The organism is Pseudomonas synxantha, assembly GCF_900105675.1.
Lineage (GTDB): Bacteria > Pseudomonadota > Gammaproteobacteria > Pseudomonadales > Pseudomonadaceae > Aquipseudomonas > Aquipseudomonas synxantha.
The window spans coordinates 2,478,905-2,499,295 of record NZ_LT629786.1; the positions used below are offsets into that span (position 1 = coordinate 2,478,905).

At 61.5% G+C, this 20,391-nt stretch carries 17 protein-coding genes; 12 read left to right on the forward strand and 5 right to left on the reverse strand.

The genetic code is table 11. The features are described from left to right. Window positions 1–10 precede the first annotated feature (10 nt). From BLU48_RS11745 to BLU48_RS11775, 7 genes are all read left to right on the forward strand, one after another. Window positions 11–850: an AraC family transcriptional regulator gene (locus BLU48_RS11745; RefSeq protein WP_057022479.1), complete on the forward strand. Its 840-nt coding sequence runs from the start codon at window positions 11–13 to the stop codon at window positions 848–850. Window positions 851–905: 55 nt separating this feature from the next. Beyond that, complete coding sequence (locus BLU48_RS11750; RefSeq protein WP_057022480.1) at window positions 906–1,505, forward strand: LysE family translocator; 600 nt, start codon at window positions 906–908, stop codon at window positions 1,503–1,505. A gap of 108 nt (window positions 1,506–1,613) precedes the next feature. Then, window positions 1,614–2,675, forward strand: coding sequence for a LacI family DNA-binding transcriptional regulator (locus BLU48_RS11755; protein ID WP_124356115.1), 1,062 nt, complete (start codon window positions 1,614–1,616; stop codon window positions 2,673–2,675). A gap of 83 nt (window positions 2,676–2,758) precedes the next feature. Continuing rightward, on the forward strand, window positions 2,759–3,541 hold the full coding sequence (locus BLU48_RS11760; protein ID WP_057022482.1) for a sugar phosphate isomerase/epimerase family protein: 783 nt from the start codon (window positions 2,759–2,761) through the stop codon (window positions 3,539–3,541). Beyond that, window positions 3,534–4,475 carry a sugar kinase gene (locus tag BLU48_RS11765; protein ID WP_057022483.1) on the forward strand — a complete coding sequence of 314 codons (942 nt, stop codon included), beginning with the start codon at window positions 3,534–3,536 and terminating at the stop codon, window positions 4,473–4,475. Before BLU48_RS11760 ends, BLU48_RS11765 begins: the two co-directional genes overlap by 8 nt. A gap of 45 nt (window positions 4,476–4,520) precedes the next feature. Continuing rightward, complete coding sequence (locus BLU48_RS11770; RefSeq protein WP_057022484.1) at window positions 4,521–5,813, forward strand: MFS transporter; 1,293 nt, start codon at window positions 4,521–4,523, stop codon at window positions 5,811–5,813. Continuing rightward, window positions 5,810–6,787 (forward strand): NAD(P)-dependent oxidoreductase, encoded by a 978-nt coding sequence (locus tag BLU48_RS11775; protein ID WP_057022485.1) that lies wholly within the window; start codon window positions 5,810–5,812, stop codon window positions 6,785–6,787. Before BLU48_RS11770 ends, BLU48_RS11775 begins: the two co-directional genes overlap by 4 nt. 237 nt (window positions 6,788–7,024) lie before the next feature. On the opposite strand, the gene BLU48_RS11780 is transcribed toward BLU48_RS11775, so the two are convergent. Beyond that, a complete protein-coding gene (locus tag BLU48_RS11780; RefSeq protein WP_057022486.1) occupies window positions 7,025–8,650 on the reverse strand; it encodes a methyl-accepting chemotaxis protein in 1,626 nt (541 codons plus the stop codon). 233 nt (window positions 8,651–8,883) lie between these two features. Between BLU48_RS11780 and BLU48_RS11785 the strand changes: the two genes are divergently transcribed. Both BLU48_RS11785 and BLU48_RS11790 read left to right on the forward strand, forming a co-directional pair. Next, window positions 8,884–10,314, forward strand: coding sequence for a nucleobase:cation symporter-2 family protein (locus tag BLU48_RS11785; RefSeq protein WP_043050714.1), 1,431 nt, complete (start codon window positions 8,884–8,886; stop codon window positions 10,312–10,314). A 13-nt stretch (window positions 10,315–10,327) separates the two neighbouring features. Then, the gene (locus BLU48_RS11790) at window positions 10,328–10,789 is read left to right on the forward strand and encodes an LEA/WHy family protein (RefSeq protein ID WP_043050713.1); all 462 of its coding nucleotides are present in this window, start codon (window positions 10,328–10,330) and stop codon (window positions 10,787–10,789) included. Window positions 10,790–10,955: 166 nt separating this feature from the next. On the opposite strand, the gene BLU48_RS11795 is transcribed toward BLU48_RS11790, so the two are convergent. Then, window positions 10,956–11,882: a carbon-nitrogen hydrolase family protein gene (locus BLU48_RS11795; RefSeq protein ID WP_057022487.1), complete on the reverse strand. Its 927-nt coding sequence runs from the start codon at window positions 11,880–11,882 to the stop codon at window positions 10,956–10,958. Window positions 11,883–11,972: 90 nt separating this feature from the next. Here BLU48_RS11795 and BLU48_RS11800 point away from each other — a divergent pair, with 90 nt between their 5' ends. Further along, complete coding sequence (locus tag BLU48_RS11800; RefSeq protein ID WP_057022488.1) at window positions 11,973–12,893, forward strand: LysR family transcriptional regulator; 921 nt, start codon at window positions 11,973–11,975, stop codon at window positions 12,891–12,893. On the opposite strand, the gene BLU48_RS11805 is transcribed toward BLU48_RS11800, so the two are convergent. Continuing rightward, window positions 12,865–13,119 (reverse strand): hypothetical protein, encoded by a 255-nt coding sequence (locus BLU48_RS11805; RefSeq protein ID WP_003190904.1) that lies wholly within the window; start codon window positions 13,117–13,119, stop codon window positions 12,865–12,867. The two genes, BLU48_RS11800 and BLU48_RS11805, sit on opposite strands and share 29 nt — an antisense overlap. Before the next feature lie 164 nt (window positions 13,120–13,283). Here BLU48_RS11805 and BLU48_RS11810 point away from each other — a divergent pair, with 164 nt between their 5' ends. Continuing rightward, entirely contained in the window at window positions 13,284–13,604 is a 321-nt protein-coding gene (locus BLU48_RS11810) for an ElaB/YgaM/YqjD family protein (protein WP_057022489.1), read from the forward strand. A 41-nt stretch (window positions 13,605–13,645) separates the two neighbouring features. Here BLU48_RS11810 and BLU48_RS11815 read toward each other — a convergent pair whose 3' ends face one another. Further along, on the reverse strand, window positions 13,646–14,680 hold the full coding sequence (locus BLU48_RS11815; protein WP_057022490.1) for an Ldh family oxidoreductase: 1,035 nt from the start codon (window positions 14,678–14,680) through the stop codon (window positions 13,646–13,648). Between the two features lie 171 nt (window positions 14,681–14,851). Here BLU48_RS11815 and BLU48_RS11820 point away from each other — a divergent pair, with 171 nt between their 5' ends. Further along, window positions 14,852–19,990, forward strand: coding sequence for a dermonecrotic toxin domain-containing protein (locus BLU48_RS11820; protein WP_057022491.1), 5,139 nt, complete (start codon window positions 14,852–14,854; stop codon window positions 19,988–19,990). A gap of 20 nt (window positions 19,991–20,010) precedes the next feature. On the opposite strand, the gene BLU48_RS11825 is transcribed toward BLU48_RS11820, so the two are convergent. Continuing rightward, complete coding sequence (locus BLU48_RS11825) at window positions 20,011–20,280, reverse strand: PepSY domain-containing protein (RefSeq protein ID WP_057011113.1); 270 nt, start codon at window positions 20,278–20,280, stop codon at window positions 20,011–20,013. Between the last annotated feature and the right edge of the window lie 111 nt (window positions 20,281–20,391).

A 20,391-nucleotide genomic window follows, 5' to 3' on the forward strand; every position in this document is an offset into this window, starting at 1 on the left:
TCGGTGGTTTATGGCCGCGCACAATTGGATCGACCTGTCCCAGGACGCCGACACCGGCATCGAGACGTTGCGCGCGCATTTCGAAGGCCACGCCTACGACCCCCATTGGCACGATAGCTACCTGATCGGCGTCACCGAACAAGGCGTGCAGCAGTTCAATTGCCGCCGCACCCGCCATAACAGTGTACCCGGCCAGGTGTTCCTACTGGAGCCCGGCGAGTTGCATGACGGCGACGCACCAACCGTAGATGGCTTCACCTATCACATGCTCTACCTCGACCCGCAATGGCTGGCGCGGGAAGTGAGTGCGGTATTTGAAGAGGCACCTGCCAACAGCCAGTTGAGCTTTGCCAATACCTTGATCTGCGACCCACGCCTGGCGTTGGCCACCAGTCAAGCGTTCCAGTCGCTGCACAGCAGCGAATTGCGCATCGTGCGCCAGCGTGCGATGGACCAGTTGCTGGAGCTCATCACCGGCCAACTTTACTGGCGCACCCGTTATCACCCAGACCCGCGTCTGCCACAGGTGGCCCACAAGGCCCGGGAATATCTGCATGCACATCTGCATCACGACGTGGGTATGGATGAACTGGCGCGGGCCTGCAACGTCGACCGCTTCCGCCTGACCCGTGCCTTCAAGAGCGCCTTCGGCTTGGCACCCCATGCTTATCTGGTGCAACTGCGCCTGGCGCGTGCCCGGCACTTGTTGGCTAAAGGCGAGCCGCCAGCGCAAGTGGCCACTCTGCTGGGCTTTGCCGACCAGAGCCACCTGGGTCGCTGGTTTATGCGCGCCTACGGCCTGACCCCGGCGGCCTATCGCAAACGTTGCTCAAATCTTCCAGACAGGTAGCGCGTGGGTTTGTGAAGCTCGACTCCATCGATTGGTTCATCGGAGTCTCCCCGCCATGCAGTCCGCTTTGTTCCCTTTCATGCTGTTTGCATTCGTCGCCTCCATTACCCCCGGGCCCACCAATATCCTGGTGCTGAGCAATAGCGCCCGTTACGGTTTCAAGGCTGCGCTGCCGATCATTTTCGGTGCCTGCGCGGGAGCTGCGGGGATCGTGCTGCTGGTGGGCTGCGGGATCGGCCAGTCGCTGGTGCAAATGCCCAAGGTGCAAACCGCGATGCAATGGGTCGGCGTAGCCTGGCTGAGTGTCCTGGCCTGGCGAATCTTCAGCGCCCCGGCTCAAGCCATCCAGGCCGATGCCAGGCAGGAACCCTTGGGCCTGTCCGGTGCCGCGGCGTTGCAATTGGTCAACCCTAAGACCTGGGTGATGGCGCTGGCAGTGGTGAGCGTATTTGCGGGTACTGGCGCGCAACGCGAGAGCCAGGTGATGTACCTGTCTTTGGTGTTTTTTCTGATTTCACTCCCCTGCCTGGGTCTGTGGGCACTGCTGGGCTCGGGTTCAGCCCGGATACTGCGGTCGGCCCAAGCCATGCAATGGTTCAATCGCGCGATGGCGCTAGTGCTGCTGGCTGCAACCTGGGTGAGCGTGTTTCGCTGAATACCCGGTCATCCGGTCACGTCCTACAATTTCTTGACGACTTTCCTACTTTAATGGTTTCCTGAAACCGGTTTCAGTCATTCCAATAAGAACAGAAGGTCAATGACCGTGAACAACTTTTCCGCTGCCCAGCGCAGCCGCGTGACCATGCTCGACGTCGCCGAGCGCGCTGGCGTGTCCAAGGCCAGCGTCTCGCGCTTCATCGGCGATGACCGCGCCCTGCTCTCCGATGCCATCGCCCTGCGTATCGAACAGGCCATCGATGAACTCGGCTACCGCCCCAACCAGATGGCCCGCGGCCTCAAGCGGGGGCGCACGCGCCTGATCGGTATGCTGGTGGCCGATATCCGTAACCCCTATTCCATTGCCGTTATGCACGGCGTCGAAACCGCCTGCCGCCAGCACGGCTACAGCCTGGTGGTGTGTAACACCGACCGCGATGACGAGCAGGAGCGCCAGCACCTGGCGGCGTTGCGTTCGTACAACATCGAAGGGCTGATCGTGAACACCCTCGGCCACCACCTCGACCAGCTATTGGAACTGCAACGGGAAATGCCCCTGGTGCTGGTCGACCGCAAGGTCGAGCCCTTGCACAGCGACCTGGTGGGCCTGGATAACCCGGCGGCGGTGTGTATCGCGGTGGAACATCTTGAACAGCAGGGCTACCGCGATGTACTGCTGGTGAGCGAGGCCACCGATGGCACCAGCTCGCGGTTGGAGCGCCTGGAGAGTTTCAAGGCCGAGATTGCCCGGCGCCCAGGCTTGACCGGTGCCGTGGTTGAATTGGATGACGAACTGGAAAGCCGTTTGCAGACCTTTTTGGCCAAGCCCGGCCCCAAGGCGCTTTTTTGCGCCAACGGTGTTGCTGCGCTGGCCTGCACACGTGCGCTCAAGGCATTGGGCTGCGAGCTGTTCAACGATGTCGGTCTGATCGCCCTGGATGACCTGGACTGGTACCCGCTGGTGGGCACCGGCATCACCGCCCTCGCCCAGCCGACACAAGCGATTGGCGCCAGTGCTTTCGACTGCTTGCTCAAGCGCCTGCGCGGCGACACGGCACCAGCCCGCACCCTGGATTTCTTGCCCGAGCTGATTATCCGCGGCTCCACCCAGCTCCCTGTGGGAGGGGGCTTGCTCCCGATGGCGGTATGTCCGTCAGCTTATCTTTAGCTGACCCACTGCTATCGGGAGCAAGCACCCTCTCACATTTGTTCTGTACACGAAAATGAAACCGGTTTCAGAGGTAAACAACAATGCATAAATACCCCGTCTCCATCAGCCTTTCCAGCTACGGCGCCGAGCTTGTGCGCCAGCAGGGCCAATTGAGTTTTGTCGCCTTGCTCAGCGCCGCCGGCGCCCAGCGCATCGAATGGCGTGAAGAGCTGCTGACCAACGAACACCCCGCCACTTTGGCCCAGGCCGCCGCCGAGCAAGGCTTGAACAGCGTGTTTTCGTCGCCCCTGGAACTCTGGGTCGCCGGCCGTGCCCAGCCCAATGCCGAACTCGCTGCAACCCTGGACCGCGCCCAGGCGTTCGGGTCGGGCTGGCTGAAAGTCTCCCTCGGCTACTTCACCGACACCAACGATCTGGAAAGCCTGCACGCCCTGCTCAATCGCCACCCGGTCAAGCTGCTGGTGGAAAACGACCAGACCCTGCACGGCGGGCGCATCGAACCGATACAGCGGTTTTTCACCGAAGTCGAACGCCTGGGCCTGCCGGTGAAGATGACCTTCGACATCGGCAACTGGCAGTGGCAGGACCAATCCGCGCTCACCGCCGCACGCCTGCTGGGCCGGCATGTGGATTACCTGCACTGCAAGGCCGTGGCCCGCCGCCCGGACGGCAAGCTGGTGGCCTTGCCGCCCGGCGCCACCGACCTGCACCTGTGGGAACAACTGCTCAAGCACATGACTCAAGGTATTACCCGGGCGGTGGAATTTCCGTTGCAGGGCGATGACTTGATCGAGGTCACCGCGCAGCAGGTCGCCACCCTCGCCCACCTTGGCCAACCCCGTGTGGAGAATGCCCATGTCTGAGATCGATATCCTGTCGTTTGGTGAAACCATGGCGATGTTTGTCGCCGAGCAGACCGGCGACCTGGCCCAGGTCGGGCAGTTCCACAAGCACATTGCCGGCGCCGACAGCAATGTCGCCATTGGTTTGTCGCGCCTGGGGTTCAACGTCGCCTGGCTGAGCCGGGTGGGTAACGATTCCCTTGGGCGTTTTGTGGTCGAGACGCTGAGCAAGGAGGGGCTCGATTGCCGTCATGTCGCGGTCGATCCGCTGCACCCCACCGGTTTTCAACTCAAGTCCCGTGAAGAAGCCGGCGCAGATCCCCAGGTGGAGTACTTCCGCAAAGGCTCGGCGGCCAGTCATTTGTCCATCGCCGATATCAGCCCCGCACTGCTTCAAGCCCGTCATCTGCACGCCACCGGGATTCCACCGGCATTGTCGGATGCCACCCGTGAACTGTCCTTCGAGCTGATGACGCAGATGCGCAAGGCCGGACGCAGCGTGTCGTTCGACCCAAACCTGCGTCCCTCCCTGTGGGCCAGCCAGGCGCAGATGGTCCGTGAAATCAACGCCCTCGCCGGCCTGGCTGACTGGGTATTGCCCGGCCTTGGTGAAGGTCGCTTGCTCACCGGCTTCGACGACCCAGCCGACATCGCCGCGTTCTACCTCGACCAGGGTGCTGAAGCCGTGGCGATCAAGCTCGGTCCCGACGGCGCCTATTACCGCACCCACATGGACCAGGGTTTTGTTGCCGCAGTAAAGGTCGAAACAGTCGTGGACACCGTCGGCGCCGGCGATGGTTTTGCTGTAGGCATGATCAGCGCCCTGCTGGAAAACTCAAGCTTCCCCGACGCGGTGCAGCGCGGTAACTGGATCGGCAGCCGCGCCGTGCAGAGTCGTGGCGATATGGAAGGCTTGCCCAGCCGCAGCGAACTGCCCACACGATCCGTTGCTTGACCCATTACCTGTTGCCACAACTACAACAAGCTCAGGAGCAACCCCATGGAAACCGTGAAACTCGCCACCCGCCGTTGGTGGTACATCATGCCCATCGTTTTTATCACCTACAGCCTGGCCTACCTGGACCGCGCCAACTACGGCTTTGCCGCCGCCTCCGGGATGGCCGAAGACCTGATGATCACCCCGGGCATGTCCTCGCTGCTCGGCGCGCTGTTTTTCCTTGGCTACTTTTTCTTCCAGGTGCCGGGGGCGATCTACGCGCAAAAGCGCAGCGTCAAGAAACTGATTTTCGTCAGCCTGATCCTCTGGGGCGGCCTGGCGACCCTGACCGGCGTGGTGTCCAACGCCTATATGCTGATCGTCATCCGCTTCATGCTCGGGGTGGTCGAAGCGGCGGTGATGCCGGCGATGCTGGTGTACCTGTGCCATTGGTTCACCCGTGCCGAACGCTCGCGGGCCAATACCTTCCTGATCCTCGGCAACCCGGTGACCATGCTGTGGATGTCGGTGGTCTCGGGCTACCTGGTGCAGCATTTCAGCTGGCGCTGGATGTTTATCATCGAGGGTCTGCCGGCGGTGTTGTGGGCGTTTATCTGGTGGAAACTGGCGGATGAAAAACCCGCCGATGCCAAGTGGCTCAGTGAACAGCATAAAAAAGACCTGGAAACCGCCCTCGCCGCCGAACAGGTGGGGATCAAGGCGGTGAAGAATTACGCCGAGGCCTTCCGTTCACCCAAGGTGATCATCCTCGCCCTGCAATTCTTCTGCTGGAGCATCGGCGTGTATGGCTTCGTGCTGTGGCTGCCCTCGATCCTCAAGGCCGGTTTGCAGATGGACATGGTCGAAGCCGGCTGGCTCTCGGCGCTACCCTACCTGGCGGCGGTGATCGGCATGCTGGTGGTGTCGTGGGGCTCGGACAAGCTGCAAAAGCGTAAGCGTTTTGTGTGGCCGCCGTTGCTGATTGCGTCCATCGCCTTCTACGCGTCCTACGTGTTGGGCGCTGAACATTTCTGGTGGTCCTACACCCTGCTGGTGATCGCCGGGGCATGCATGTATGCACCCTACGGCCCGTTCTTCGCCATCGTCCCGGAAATCCTGCCGGCCAACGTCGCCGGTGGCGCCATGGCGCTGATCAACAGCATGGGCGCGCTGGGCTCGTTTGGCGGCTCGTATCTGGTGGGCTACCTCAACAGCAGCACCGGTTCGCCCGGCGCTTCGTATCTGTTGATGAGCGGCGCGCTGCTGCTGTCGGTGGTGCTGACGATTTTCCTCAAGCCCGGCGCCAGTGACCGCTCGCCGGCGCCAACCCTGGAGTTGAAGGTAAAAACCTCATGAAAAAGTCCGTTGTGTTGTACAAGAAGCTCTCCGCGCCGCTGATGGCTCGCCTGCATGAGCAGGCCGAGGTCACGCTGATCGATGCACTGGATGAGACCGGCCTGGCCAAACTGCGCGATGCGCTGCCCGGCGCCCATGGCCTGTTGGGTGCAAGCCTGCGCCTGGACGCCCAGTTGCTCGACCTGGCACCCAAGCTGGAAGCAGTGGCCAGCGTTTCGGTCGGGGTCGACAACTACGACATCGATTACCTGACCCAACGCGGCATCCTGCTCAGCAACACCCCGGATGTGCTCACCGAAACCACCGCCGACACCGGCTTTGCGCTGATCCTGGCGACTGCCCGACGTGTGGTCGAGCTGGCCGACATGGTGCGTGCCGGCCAATGGAACAAGAACATCGGCCCGGCCCACTTCGGCAGCGATGTGCATGGCAAGACATTGGGCATCATCGGCATGGGCCGCATCGGCGAAGCCTTGGCCCAGCGCGGGCATTTTGGCTTCGGCATGCCGGTGATCTACCACAGCCATGCACCCAAGCCGGCCGTGGAGGCGCGCTTTGGCGCGCAGTACCGAAGCCTCCAGGACTTGCTCAAAGAGGCGGATTTTGTCTGCCTGACCCTGCCGCTGACCGCTGAAACCGAGAAGTTGATTGGCACGGAAGAATTCGCGCTGATGGGGCCGGAGACGATCTTTATCAATATTTCACGCGGCAAGGTGGTGGACGAGGCTGCGCTGGTCGAAGCGTTGCAGCAACGCACCATCCGGGCGGCGGGGTTAGATGTGTTCGAGAAGGAACCGCTCAGCCACGACTCGCCGTTGCTGCGCTTGAACAACGTGGTGGCGACGCCGCATATCGGCTCGGCCACCCATGAGACGCGGGAGGCGATGGCCAAGTGTGCGGTGGATAATCTGCTGCAGGCCTTGTCGGGTGAGCGGCCGCAAAACCTGGTGAACGCGGCTGTCTGGAAACAGTGAACCCATGTGGGAGGGGCGGTGCGACGATTCGACTTGCCCCCGATGGCGGTGGGTCAGCCAGCTTATCTGTCACTGCCCCACTGCCATCGAGGGCAAGCCCTCTCCCACATTTGCCCTGCGTCGCCTGATCGATATGGCCTAACCGCGCACTGGTTTGCCTTTGCCCAAACCCACTGACACGCCATGCCCCCTGTGGGAGGGAGCCCACTCCCACATTCGACCGCGTTTCAAATCAGGTCAGATTACAAACCGCGCCACCATCCCATTCAAATCCACCGCCAACCTCGACAGCTCATGGCTGGCTGCGCTGGTCTGGTTGGCGCCCGCCGCCGACTGGGTGGCCAGGTCGCGGATGTTGACGAGGTTGCGGTCCACCTCGCGGGAGACCTGGGCCTGTTCTTCCGAAGCGCTGGCAATCACCAGGTTACGTTCGTTGATCAGGCTGATGGACTGGGTGATCTGCTCCAGGGCCACGCCGGCAGCACGGGCCATTTCCAGGGTGGCCTGGGTACGTTGGTTGCTTTGCTGCATGGACTGCACAGCTTCACCGGTGCCGTTCTGGATGCCGGCGACCATCTTCTCGATTTCCTGGGTCGATTGCGCGGTGCGATGGGCCAGTGCCCGCACTTCATCGGCAACCACCGCAAAGCCACGCCCGGCTTCCCCGGCACGGGCCGCTTCAATCGCGGCGTTGAGCGCCAGCAAATTGGTCTGCTCGGCAATCGCCCGGATCACGTCGAGGACCTTGCCGATATCCCGGCCTTGAGTCGCCAGGCCTTCGATCATCACGGCGGTGTTTTGCACATCCTGGGTCATGGTCTGGATCGCGCCGACGGTGTCCATCACCCGGTCGCGGCCTTCGCGTGCCGCCTGGTTGGACTGCCCGGAGGCCTCGGAAGTGGAGACAGCATTACGCGCCACTTCTTCTACCGCTGCGGTCATCTCGTTGACCGCCGTGGCGGCCTGGTCGATCTCATTGTTCTGTTGTTGCAGGCCGCGGGAGGCTTCCTCGGTGACGGCGCTCAACTCTTCCGCTGCTGACGCCAGCTGCGTGGCTGAGCCGGCGATATGCTGGATGGTCTGGCGCAGGTTGGCCTGCATGCTCGACAGGGCACTGAGCAAGCGCGCAGGTTCATCCTTGCCATCGTCCGCGAAGGTTTTGCTGAGGTTGCCGGCGGCAATGGTTTCGGCGACTTCCACGGCCTTGCGCAACGGCGTAACGATGCTGCGGGTCAGCAGCCAGGCCAACAGCACGGTGAGCAATGCGGCCACCACCGACACCGCCACCACGCCGGTGATTGCGCCCTCGTAACTTTGCCCGGCCGCCGCGTCAGCGGTTTTCGCATCGGCGGCATTGAGGGCGATCAGCTTGTTCAACTGCTCGCCCATCTGGTCGGTGCCGTCCTTGATGCGGCTGTTGATCAGCGTGCGCATTTCATCGACCTTGCCTTGCTTGGACAGCATCAGCATGTCGGCCTGAGCCTTCAGGTAGTTATCCAGCGTCACGCTGAAGGTCTTGTACAACACTGCCTCTTGCTCGCCCATCGGCAACTGGACGTAATGGGCCTGGGCAGCCTTGACCTTGTCGGTCAGCACGCCGATGCGAGTTTCGGCTTCCTGCAGGGCAGCCGGTTCGCGGTTGACCAACACCCTAAACGACAGGATGCGCATGCGCAGTACGTTTTCAGTGATGTTGCCCAGGGACGTCACGCTGGGCAGCTGGGTCGCGCTCATGTCCACGGAAGACTGCCGGATCTGCGTCATGCGGTTGACCGCAAACACCCCCAGGATGACCACTAACACTGCAATGAAGGCGAAACCGAGAAACGCTCGAGGGGCGATATTCAGATGACGAAGGGACATAGGGCTGTTCTCAGAAGTAGTGTTTGCGAGCATCCCTGCCGCGAAACGATCCGTCAGCGTCAACGCGCTGGCCAGACCTTGGTCACCACTGTTGTCGTTTTAATGTGGGCCTATATTTACTATCGGCCGGGGCCGGGGTTTTGCGCAGGGGCTTTATTAATATTTTTTTACACTTCTGACGGCTGGCGGTTTCTGGCATTCTTCGCCTCCATTTTCCGACCCGAGCCATCATTTTGTCTGACGCTCAAGCCCCCCGCCCGCGCTATAAATCCGACCTGATCTATGGCCTGGAAGACCGCCCGCACTTCACCGCCGCGATATTTGCCGCCCTGCAGCACGTCTTGGCCAGTTTCGTCGGCATCATCACCCCGACCCTGATCGTCGGCGGCGTACTCGGCCTGGAAAGCGAGGTGCCATATCTGGTGAGCATGGCGTTGTTTGTCTCAGGGCTCGGCACCTTCGTGCAGGCGCGTACATTCGGGCCGGTGGGCTCGGGCCTGTTGTGCCTGCAAGGCACCAGTTTTTCGTTCATCAGCGTGATTCTCAGCGCCGGCTTCATGGTTAAGGCCCGGGGCGGCGGCACCGATGAAATCCTGTCGACGATCTTTGGCATCTGCTTTTTCGCCGCGTTTATCGAGGTAGTGCTGAGCCAATTCATCGGCAAGCTGCGCAAGCTGATCACCCCGGTGGTCACCGGCACCATCATTACCCTGATGGGTCTGTCGCTGATCAAGGTGGCAGTCACCGACATGGCCGGTGGCTATGGCGCCGGCGACCTGGGCGCCGCGGGCAATATGGGCCTGGCGGCGCTGGTGCTGCTGACCATCGTGGTTCTCAACCGGTTCAGCAACCCGTTCCTGCGCCTGGGTTCGATCGTGATCGGCCTGAGCCTGGGTTTCTTTGTCGCGTGGTGGCTGGGCCGGGTCGACATGGCCGCCCTGCCCCAGGTGCCGCTGATCAGCGTGCCGGTGCCGTTCAAGTACGGTTTCTCGTTCGACTGGGTGGCGTTTATCCCAGTGGCGGTGATCTTCCTGATTTCGCCCCTGGAAGCCGCCGGTGACCTGACTGCCAACTCGATGATTTCCCAACAGCCGGTCAAGGGCCCGCTGTATATCAAGCGCATCAAGTCCGGCCTGCTGGCCGACGGCCTCAACTCGGCGATGGCTGCAACTTTCAACAGCCTGCCGATGGTGACCTTCGCCCAGAACAATGGCGTGATCCAATTGACCGGTGTGGCCAGCCGCTACGTCGCCTATTTTATTGCCGGCCTGCTGGTGCTGCTGGGGCTGTTCCCGATGATCGGCGCGGTGCTGCAACTGATGCCCAAGCCGGTACTGGGCGGCGCCACCCTGATCATGTTCGGCACTGTGGCCGTGGCCGGGATCAAGATCCTCGCCGAAGCCGGCCTGCACCGGCGCAATGTACTGATCGTGGCAATCTCCCTGGGCATGGGCCTGGGCGTTGCCGCCGTACCGGAAGTACTGCGCGACCTGCCCAAGGCGCTGCACAACATCTTCGAGTCGCCGATCACCGTGGGCGCGTTCTGTGCAATCCTGCTGAACATTTTCCTGCCCGAAGAGTTCATAGAGCTGGAAGAAGATGAATTCGATCCGGAGTCTTCTACCCTCAAGGTCATGCAAGACCCCGACGTCACGAAACAATAGGAGCACCTTTCATATGCGCAAGCTCATGGTTCTATCGCTGTTGCTGCTGACCTTGAGCGCCTGCGCGCTGTTCCCCAACCGTGACCCGGTCAACATCAACGTAGTGGGCATCGAGCCGCTGCAAAGCCAGGACCTGGAAGTGCGCTTCGCGGTGAAGCTGCGGGTGCAGAACCCCAATGAAACCGCGATCGACTACAACGGCGTGGCCCTGGACCTGGAAGTCAATGGCCGGCCGTTGGCCTCAGGCGTGAGTGACCAGGCCGGCAGCATCCCACGTTTCTCCGAGACGGTGCTGATGGTGCCGGTCAGCGTTTCGGCGTTTTCGGTGTTGCGTCAGACCCTGGGCCTGAGCCAGACCCAAAGCCTGAATAACCTGCCCTACGTGCTGCGTGGCAAACTGGCGGGTGGATTGTTCGGCACCATGCGTTTCGTAGAGCGCGGCACCCTGGACTTGCCCAACACCGCCACCTGGTGATGCGAGAAAGATCTGATCCAAATCCGCGAAATGCTGAAGATCAACTGTAGGAGCGAGCTTGCTCGCGAAAAACGTCAACGATAACGCGTGTTTCCTGAACAAACGCGGCGCCTATGGGTTTTTCGCGAGCAAGCTCGCTCCTACAAAAGCTTTGGTTTGACCCGGTTCAGTCAGTGATGAAGCGAACGCCGGGCTTGGCGCGCTCGTCCACGGCCAGTTCAAAAATATCCGGCCGGGCGTAGTGCCCCACCACGTCATAGTCATAGCGTGCCCGCACCAGATCATCCGTATCGATCCGCGCCGTCAACAATCCCGCCTGTCCCAGCAACGGCCCGGCCAGAATGTCGCCCATGGGCCCGACAATCACGCTGCCGCCGGCAATCAACGGCCGATCTGCGGGCCAGTTGGCAACCTCGACACCCAACGCCTCTGGCGATGCCTGCACCTGGCAGGCACTCACGACAAAACAGCGCCCTTCATGGGCGACATGGCGCATGCTCACCTGCCACATCTCGCGCTCGTCCACCGTGGGCGCACACCACACCTCCACCCCTTTGGCGTACATCGCGGTACGCAGCAGCGGCATCATGTTTTCCCAGCACACCGCGCCGCCGATACGTCCAACTGCCGCGTCGATCACCGGCAGCGTCGAGCCATCGCCTTTGCCCCAGATCAGCCGTTCGGTACCGGTCGGCATCAACTTGCGGTGCTTGGCGACCAGACCGCTTGAGGGTTCGAAGTACAGCACAGTGCAATACAGCGTGCTGCCACTGCGCTCGATCACCCCGAGCACCAGGCTGGCACCGGTACGCGCCGACAACCCCGCCAGCGCCTCGGTCTCCATGCCCGGCACGTCGATGGCATTGGCAAAATACCGCGCAAACGCTTCACGCCCTTGGGGCAGGCGATAGCCCAACTGCGTACCGAAGCTTTCGCCCTTGGGGTAGCCGCCCAGCAACGCCTCGGGCATGACCACCAATTGCGCGCCACTGCGCAAAATCTCATCTTCAAAAGTCAGGATCTGCGCGAGGGTTTCAGCCTTGCCACTGGGCAAGGCACCGATTTGCAAGGCAGCGACGATAGAAACAGGCATCAGGATCACTCCGATAGTGGGGGTTGCCCATTCTCCGGCCAAGCTCGATCATGAATAAAGCCCACTCCAGTGCTAAATGATATGAGCCAAATGAATATCGCCCAGGTCGACCTCAATCTGCTGAAAACCTTCGAAGCCCTGCACGATGAATCCAGCGCCAGCCGCGCAGCGTTGCGCCTGGGGGTGACGCAGTCGGCGATCAGTGCCGGCTTGCGGCGTTTGCGCGAGGTGTATGGCGACCCATTGTTCATCCGCACTGGCCGCGGCCTGGCGCCGACATTGCGCGCCAATCAGTTGAAACCAGTGATCAGCGAGGCACTGGATCGCTGCCGGCAGAGCCTGGCGATGATCAACCCGGATAACCTGCACTACGAGGGGCGCTCGGTGGTCCTGGGGCTGTCCGACGACTTCGAGATTGCCTACGGCCGTCGACTGATGGACGCCATCGCTCAGCGCCTGCCAAAACTGCGGGTAATCTTTCGCCAGACCCACAGCCAGATCGTCGCTGGCGCCCTGCTTGACCGCAACCTGGACCTGGCTGTCACCGCTGGCGGTTTTGCCGAGCGCAGGCTGAGTCGGCAGGTACTGGGGGAAGGTGATTATCGCTGCCTGGTGGACCCATCCAGCCTGGCGCCCGGCCAGCAAAGTATTGACCTTGAGGAGTTCGTCGCACGGGAGCATGTGCTGGTGTCGTCGGGCGGGTTTATCGGCATTACTGACGAAGGCTTGGCGGCGCAGGGCTTGAGACGCCAGGTGTGCGCGTCCACCAGCCACTTCGCCGCGCTGCCGTACCTGCTCAAAGGCAGCGCGGCAGTGGCGACGATCCCCGGGCATGCGGCCCAGGCCATCGCGCAGATGACCGGCCTGCAGGTGTTGCCCTGCCCGTTAGCGCTGCCTCGCTACCCGGTGGAGTTGGGCTGGCGCACCCAAACCCAGCTTGATCCGCTGTTGCTCAAGGTGCGCGAGGCGGTTGTGGCGTGCTTTACTTCGCCGCCGCCATCAGCTTGTTGACCTCGCTGCGCACCATGTTGGAAAACTCCGGCGGCGACATGCCGTCCAGTTCGGCACGCACCCATTCGGCCCACTTGCCCTTGCGCTTGGCACGTTCGCCGAACAACCGCGCGGCTTCGCCCTTGGCCTTGCCCAGATTGGTTTGCCACAGGTCGTAGAGGCGGGACTTTTCATCTTCCAGCTCGGCGCGTTCGGCGAGAGTCTTGTTGGCGAGATTGAAGCTCATATTGAATTACCTGCTGCACAAATAAGTGACATCTTACACTGTAGGTATAAAGTTCCCGATCCGGATTTTGCCCCAGATGAACGCCCGGGAAAATAACTGCAACTTTTGCCGCTGCCCGACACTCCATTGTTCACTGTCACATTCACCTGCAAGGAGTCACCCCAATGGCCCGCAAAACCGCCGCCCAAGCTGCCGAAGAACAAATCAAGGACCAAGCCTTCAGCGAATTGACCGCGCTGATCGAGGAGTCGGACAAGTTGCTCAAAAGCAGCGCATCCCTGGTGGGCGAAGAAGGTGAAACCCTGCGTGAGCAGGTCGCCATCAAGCTCAAGCAAGCCCTGGACTCGCTGTCCAGCGTGCGTGAACGCAGCAAACCTGTGGTCGATGCCACCGAGACCTATATCGGTGGTCACCCTTGGCAGACCGTGGCGATCTCCGCCGGTTTCGGCCTGGTGGTCGGCCTGTTGCTGGGTCGCCGCAACTGACCCATTGCGTGGCAGCGGCCTGCCGCTGCCACGCCATTATTTCAACCCGCCAGCTCGCGCAACTGCTGCAGTACCTCCACCTCCAACACGATCCCCTCCTGCAACGACTTCTCTCGCGTACGATGCCGCCGATCTCCCGGCAGCCGCCGCAGCCCCGCCGCGTGCATCTGCCGCACCAGTTCCTGGCTGCGCTCGGCGAAGCCCTGCCCTGCCGTTTTTGCCGGATCGATGACAATCAGCAACTGGCCGGTCCAGGGTGTGCGGGCGCCAGGGTGGTTGGACCAATCAAACTCAAAGGAAAAATTGCCGCCAGTCAGGGCCGCCGCCAAGAGTTCGACCATCATCGACAGCGCTGAGCCCTTGTGCCCGCCAAACGGCAACAACGCGCCGCCCTCAAGGATGGCCTTGGGGTCCTGGGTCGGCTGGCCCAGGCTGTCGACCCCAGTGCCCAGGGGCAAGCGCTCGCCCTTGCGTGCGGCAATCTGCACATCGCCATGGGCGATGGCGCTGGTGGCCAGGTCGAACACAATCGGCGGGCCATCGGCGCGGGGCGCAGCAAACGCAATCGGGTTGGTACCGAACAGCGGCCGATCCGCGCCGTGGGGCACTACGCAGGTCATGCTGTTGACCACGCTCAGAGCTACCAGGCCTTCCTCGGCGAATGGCTCCACATCCGGCCACAGCGCGGCGAAGTGGTGGGAGTTGCGAATCGCCAGCAAGGCGATTCCGGCGCTGCGGGCCTTCTCCACCAGCAGGCTGCGCGCTGCCGCCAGGGCCGGTTGGGCGAAGCCGTTATCGGCGTCCACGCGTACAAACCCGGAGGCGACATCCTCGACCACCGGCACCGCCTTGCCGCTGACCCAGCCACTGCCGAGCGTCGAGACATACCCGGGAATACGGAACACCCCATGGCTATGGGCACCATCGCGTTCAGCGCTGGCACAATTGTGCGCGAGCACCAAAGCCACCTCGGGCGACGTGCCATGCCGGACAAATACCTGTTGCAGCAAGGTCACCAGTTCGGTGAACGGGATCGAGGTCGAAGCCGGGGCGACTGTCGGAGACTGTGCAGACATTTGAAGCTCCGTTTTTATGATTGGAAGGGGCAACGAATGGACATCCAGACCGTCGATTAGACACCACGCACAGCGCCCGCTGTCAACTTCCCCGCGTGGCTCAATAGTTACCCCCGCCTGGCACAAAGGCCTGCCTACCCTGTGTTTCCTAATTGACCCTGGAGCCAGGCCATGAACCGCGTCACCCCGCCATATTTTTTCGACGAATTCCTGCGACCCGTCAATCGTTCGACGCTGAGCGAGCGCGAACGCGCCCTGGGGCTTACGGTCAAGGACCTGGAATGGCTGCATGGCGTGTATTACGCCAGCGATGCCAACCGCCGGGATACGCGTCTGCAAAGCCACCCCATGCGTGTCGAAAAACTGCTGGTTACGGTAACGGGCAAAGCCGCGATCCCACTGGCCGGCGCGTTCCTGATGAGCCCCAGCCCGGACGGTAAAAAAGCCCTGTTGTATACGCCCTACGGCGGTATCCAGGTGTACGACAACCATGCAGCACTGCTTGCCGAGGTCAGCCAGGCACTGGCCGACCCGGTGCAGCGCGTGGATTTGCTCAGTTTCCTGTCGATCGCCCAGCGCAACAGCCTGCCGGCGGGTACGGCCATGACGCTGACGACCACGCTGGTCGAAGGTGCCGTCATGGAGGACCAGGAACAAACCCTGCAGGCCTGCCAGCAGGCCAACGTACACGCCATGCTGGCGCACTTGCAGAAAACCCCGACCCTGTCCGGTATGCTCGACACACTGCTCGGCATCATGGCCCACCCGTACTTCCCCGGCCTGGATCAACGGGACACGCGGGTCAATTGCTTTATGCAAAGCCCGATGGATACCGACCGGCGCTGGATCGACTCGCTGCCGCTACGTGAAGCGCTCCTGCTGTTCTACGTGAAACACGCCTGGCCTGCGGGGCAAACCCGCGAATTCTTCAACCCCAAGCATGTCACCACCGACTTCACCCCGACCCAGTTGCAACAAGACCGGGAACACTGGGAACGCCTCGTCGAACAAACCTCCGGTACGCTGTCCAAACTGCTCGACAGCCTGCTGCAGACCTACTGGAACGAGGACATCGACGGTGGCACCTCGCGCCTGGAACTGTTTGCGCAAGTCATGGCCGACAAATTTCGCCTTGATGTACTGCTCAAGCGCCAGGCCGGCATCCTCAGCGCCGACGAGAGTCATATGCTCCAGGCCATGTTCCTCAGCGACCAGGGTGCTCGCAGCGCCTACGCCGCCAACCTGAGCGTGGAAAAAGTGCGTGTCTATGCGCCCTACCAGCACTACGTGGAACTGGCCAGTACCCTGATGCTGCATGAAACCCACGCCTATCTTTACACCCAGTCCCGTGGCCTGCAGGTACTCGAAGACCTGGATGATCTCAAAGACACGCTGTTGAGCATGCTCAAGGCTGCCGGGCACGAAGACGAATTGCTCAACTTCCTGTCCTTGGACGAGCGCAACACTTTTATAGGTCTTGATCAGGTAAATATTGCCGCGCATCCCGTCACCGGGCATGTGTTTACCGGCATGATCGAAGACATTGCCGCCAAACAGATCAGTAATATGAACCACGCCCTGGGCCTCTATCGCAGCAGCGCCGGCCAGGTGGACGCGGATGCCTTGCTCGATTACGCCCTGGACGTGCGCACCATGCTCGACAGCCGCCTGGGCGACCTGGAAACCGACGGGCGCTGGAGCGTGCACCCCGTGACCAGCGGTAATGGCCGCCCCTCCACCGTGCAGGCCGAGCTGGCCAGGTTGCACCTGCAGCGCCTGCAAGCTGCCGAGCAAGGGCTGAACATCGAACGTGTCCGACACCCCACATTGCGCAGCATGGTTGCCCTGGCCATGGACACGGAGCTGCAAAAGCAACGCCTGGATCTCAAGGCCGATGAGGTTTATGTCAATACCTATGCCTCCCGTGCCCAGCAACGCGAAGAGCGCCTGCCCCTTTCGTCCCTGAGCATGACTGAACACTTCATCGAACGCCTGGCCCGGGAAAGCGGCCCGCTGCCGGTGTCGTCCAGGACCGGCTTCTACAAAAAACGCGACCAAGGGGTGGCCCAACAGCTCAATAACATCAGCCAGAAAATCTTTAACAGCCTCATCGAACAGGTGTTGAATTACTTTGCCGGCCACGAGATGCGTGAGCTCCCCCGCCTGTTCCTGGAAAACACCCGGGATAAACATGCGCACTCGATGCTGCTCGGCCTGCGCAGCGAGGCTGAACTGCGACTGCTGGGCAAGACTCTGCCGGCGCGCGGCCACGCTATCCTTGACGCGGTATTGCGCACCGACAGCCTGGTACGCCTGACCCGTCACGGAATCAACGGCTTTCTCCCGGATGCGTTTGCAGTGGCCTTGCATCAGGGTACATCCCAGGCGCTGCTGGCACTGCCCAACCTGTTTGTACTGACCGAACGTGGCGGCCTCGACACCAGAAACTCGGGCCAGGTCACCCTATGGACGCCCCGGCGTGGTCATGAGGTGTTCCCCTCGGTCACGGCCCTGCGCGAGGCGCTCACCCAGCGCCTGGCGCATCCGATCAAGCGCCTCTCGCTGCTGGAGAACCTGCCGTTTTCCCAGCGCGTGCCTCACCAGGTGTATCGCCTGGCCCCCCTGCAACGCATTGACGATAACCTGCTGGACAATCGCCTGAACAGCTACGGCGACTTCGTGATGGATGCGGTGGATCATCTGCTGGCCATGGACTTGCCGGCACGTGCGGTGCAGGACCGCCTGGATGCGTTGCTGGAGACCCCGGCGCCGACCAACCTGGCACGTGCCAAGGCGCTGGCCGAGGCCATGGTCAACCAGCAGGTCCTGCCTGTCTGGCTGGCAATGGCGCCGGCGAAGGAGCAGATCCACCATGCCGAACTGTTGGAGCAATACCACAACAGCGCCCCGGAGGAAGAAGACTACCTGCATGGCATCCCCACCATTGGCGAGCACACCTTTGCCGCCCTGCTGGAGCTGCTCCAGGCACGCTTTCCAAAGCAGACCATCAGCCCCGATGATGTACTGATCCCCGTACACCAGGCCCTCGACATCCACGACTACAGCCTGACCGACTTTGCGTTGCGCCACTGGCCGGACCTGAACAGCCAGATTATCCGCCCGCGCTCACGCACCGCCCAACGCCTGCCGGACACTCTGGATGCCAACGCGGTGATCCAGATGGTGCGGCAACTGGACTTGAAATCGGTCTATCAGAAGCAGTTGCAAACCGCGCTGGACACCAGCACCGAGGCAGGCCGCATACGCCGGCGCCGGTTCTGCCAGCAATTGCCTTGGCAGGTGCTGCAATTGGCCCACGAGCAACAGCTGCAAGAACGCCTGTCGAGCCAGGCCCTGGGCTTGGTCCGGCAGGTATTCGACATGCCTGACGCCCTGGCACGCGCGGCGCTGCAGGGCGCGTCGGCGCTGATCCGGCCGGTGGAACTGGTGGCGACCGAAGGTGCCACTGCCGCCAAGGTACTGGGCATGTACCTGATCAGCGCTGAAAGCCAGGATGCCGGGCCCGTGGTGTTATATACGCCCTACAGTGAACACCATGTGCTCAAGCAATACGCCAGCGAACAAGCGCTGCTGGACGAATTGGAGCGACCGGGCGAACTGCAGGACTGGGTCCTCCAGCACCTGGAAGACCCGCACCAGGCCATTTACCGCAACTTGCTGCAAAATAACCGTCATCGTCCGTCAGATCTCCAACTGGCTTTCTCTCCAATCACCGGCAACCTGCTGCACTACCTGTTCAGTGAAAACACGCTGATCCTGCTCAAGATGCTCGCCTGCCAATTCGAACACGGCACCCAGCTGCTCTGGGACAAGGTGGTCGGCCTACTCGGCAAGGGTATTCCCACGGCGGTGCACTTCATGGCAGGCAAGCTCGCCTATCCGCTGGTGGTGTGGCGCAGCTACAAGCTGGTCAAACGCTCGATGGAAGCACTGCAACTGCACCATTGGAAAGCCGCGATGAAGTACTTCATCCTGGCCGTGGTGCAAATGGCCTCGCTGTACAGCGAGCTTGACGGCAGCGAAACCCCGCCGCCCGATGAGGCAGAGGTGGTCGACCTGCCTGAGGGCAAACTGCCGGCGGCCACCACCCTCGACACCCTGGACATCACCGCCGCTTCACGTACGCGGTTGCAGCCTTTCGAGACCCACGACGTCGCCCTGCAGGACCTTGCGCTGGACACGTCCACCCATGTCTACACGGACAAGACCAACGTCGATGGCTATGTGCCGATGGCCGGCAAGGTATACCCGGTGAAGAAAGCCAAGGACCAGTGGCGCCTGGACAGCGACGATCAACAGGGCCCCTATGTTGGCCGCAACTCGGAGGGCAGATGGGTGTTGGACCTGAGCGTGCATAAACCGCGCTTCGGCCAAGCCTGGACGCGCCACAAGACACTACGGGCCGAACGACGCGACATCAACATTCAAGCACGGGGCATAAGGGAGATTGCCGCCGTGTCCAGCTGGAAAGCCCAGGCTATCGACGAAGCCTTGAATGTGGCGACGTACTACGCCGTCAACTGCAAGCGCAACCTCCAGCAGTTTGCCGCCCTGCGCTCCCCTGAGAGCCGGGTCGGCCTGTTTTTGTGCGAGCTGTTCGGCGCTGTCAACCTGAACCCGGATCACGTCAAGAAAATCGACAACATCATCGACGGGATACTCGATGAGTTAAGTGATCCCACGTTGACCGGCCCTGACTCGATGCGCTTCGTCAGCGGGGACAGCCTGACGGATGCCATAAATGAATACGCCATGGTTCTGGTCAACGACAGCGAACGCAAAGTGTATTTGTTCGAGCGTTTCTTCGATCCGAACCTGACCGATTACGTGGACAAGCTGAGCGTACCCTTCGACATGATGGCCCACGCCAGGGCCGCTACCCTGATTCATGAGCTGACGCACCTGCGTTTCAAGACGGCAGACATCGCCTACCTGCACAGCTTCGAGCCGTTCCGCGACCTGATCGACACGGCCAAGCCCGGCGCCCAGGCAGTGAAGACCCGCCAGGATGATTTGCAAACCACCGCGCTGTCCACCCTGACGCCCGAACGGATGCTGTTCAAGACCTGGGATGACGTTTCGGAAACCTGGGAGGATTACGGCTTTTTCACCACGACCCATTACCTCAAGCGCAAAGTACTGAGTACCACCGGGGCCAAAACCCTGGTTGAGGCGCGTCAGATTTTCATGAGTAATATCGACAAACGCATCGACGTCATTCTCTCCAACGCCGATTCAGTCACGTACTTGATTACACACCTGGGACGCATGCTGGATGTGGGAGCCTGAGCAGGCCCCCAGCGGGCAAATCAGTCTTTCTGGTCGCGCAGGACATTGCCGGAGGCGCCGTCGATACGGGCTTCATAGACAGTGCCGTCGGACTTGCGACCTTTGACTTCCCAGTAACCGTCATTGTCGGCTTCAGCCGAATAGACCTCGATATACCCAGCCTTGGTCTTCGCCACTTCAATGGCCTTCTCAATAGGGATCCAGCCGGCGCCCGGCTTATCGGCCAGGGCGGCGCCAGCGCTGAGCAGCGCGGTGGTTGCACACAGGGCGACTAAGGTTTTCTTCAACATATTCGTACTCCATTGTGGGAATGCCGGACACTTGTCCTGATATTTTAGGTATTACCAAATAAGAATAAGTTCCAATTGATGTGCAATCGCCATGATGGCGGTTCTCGCCGC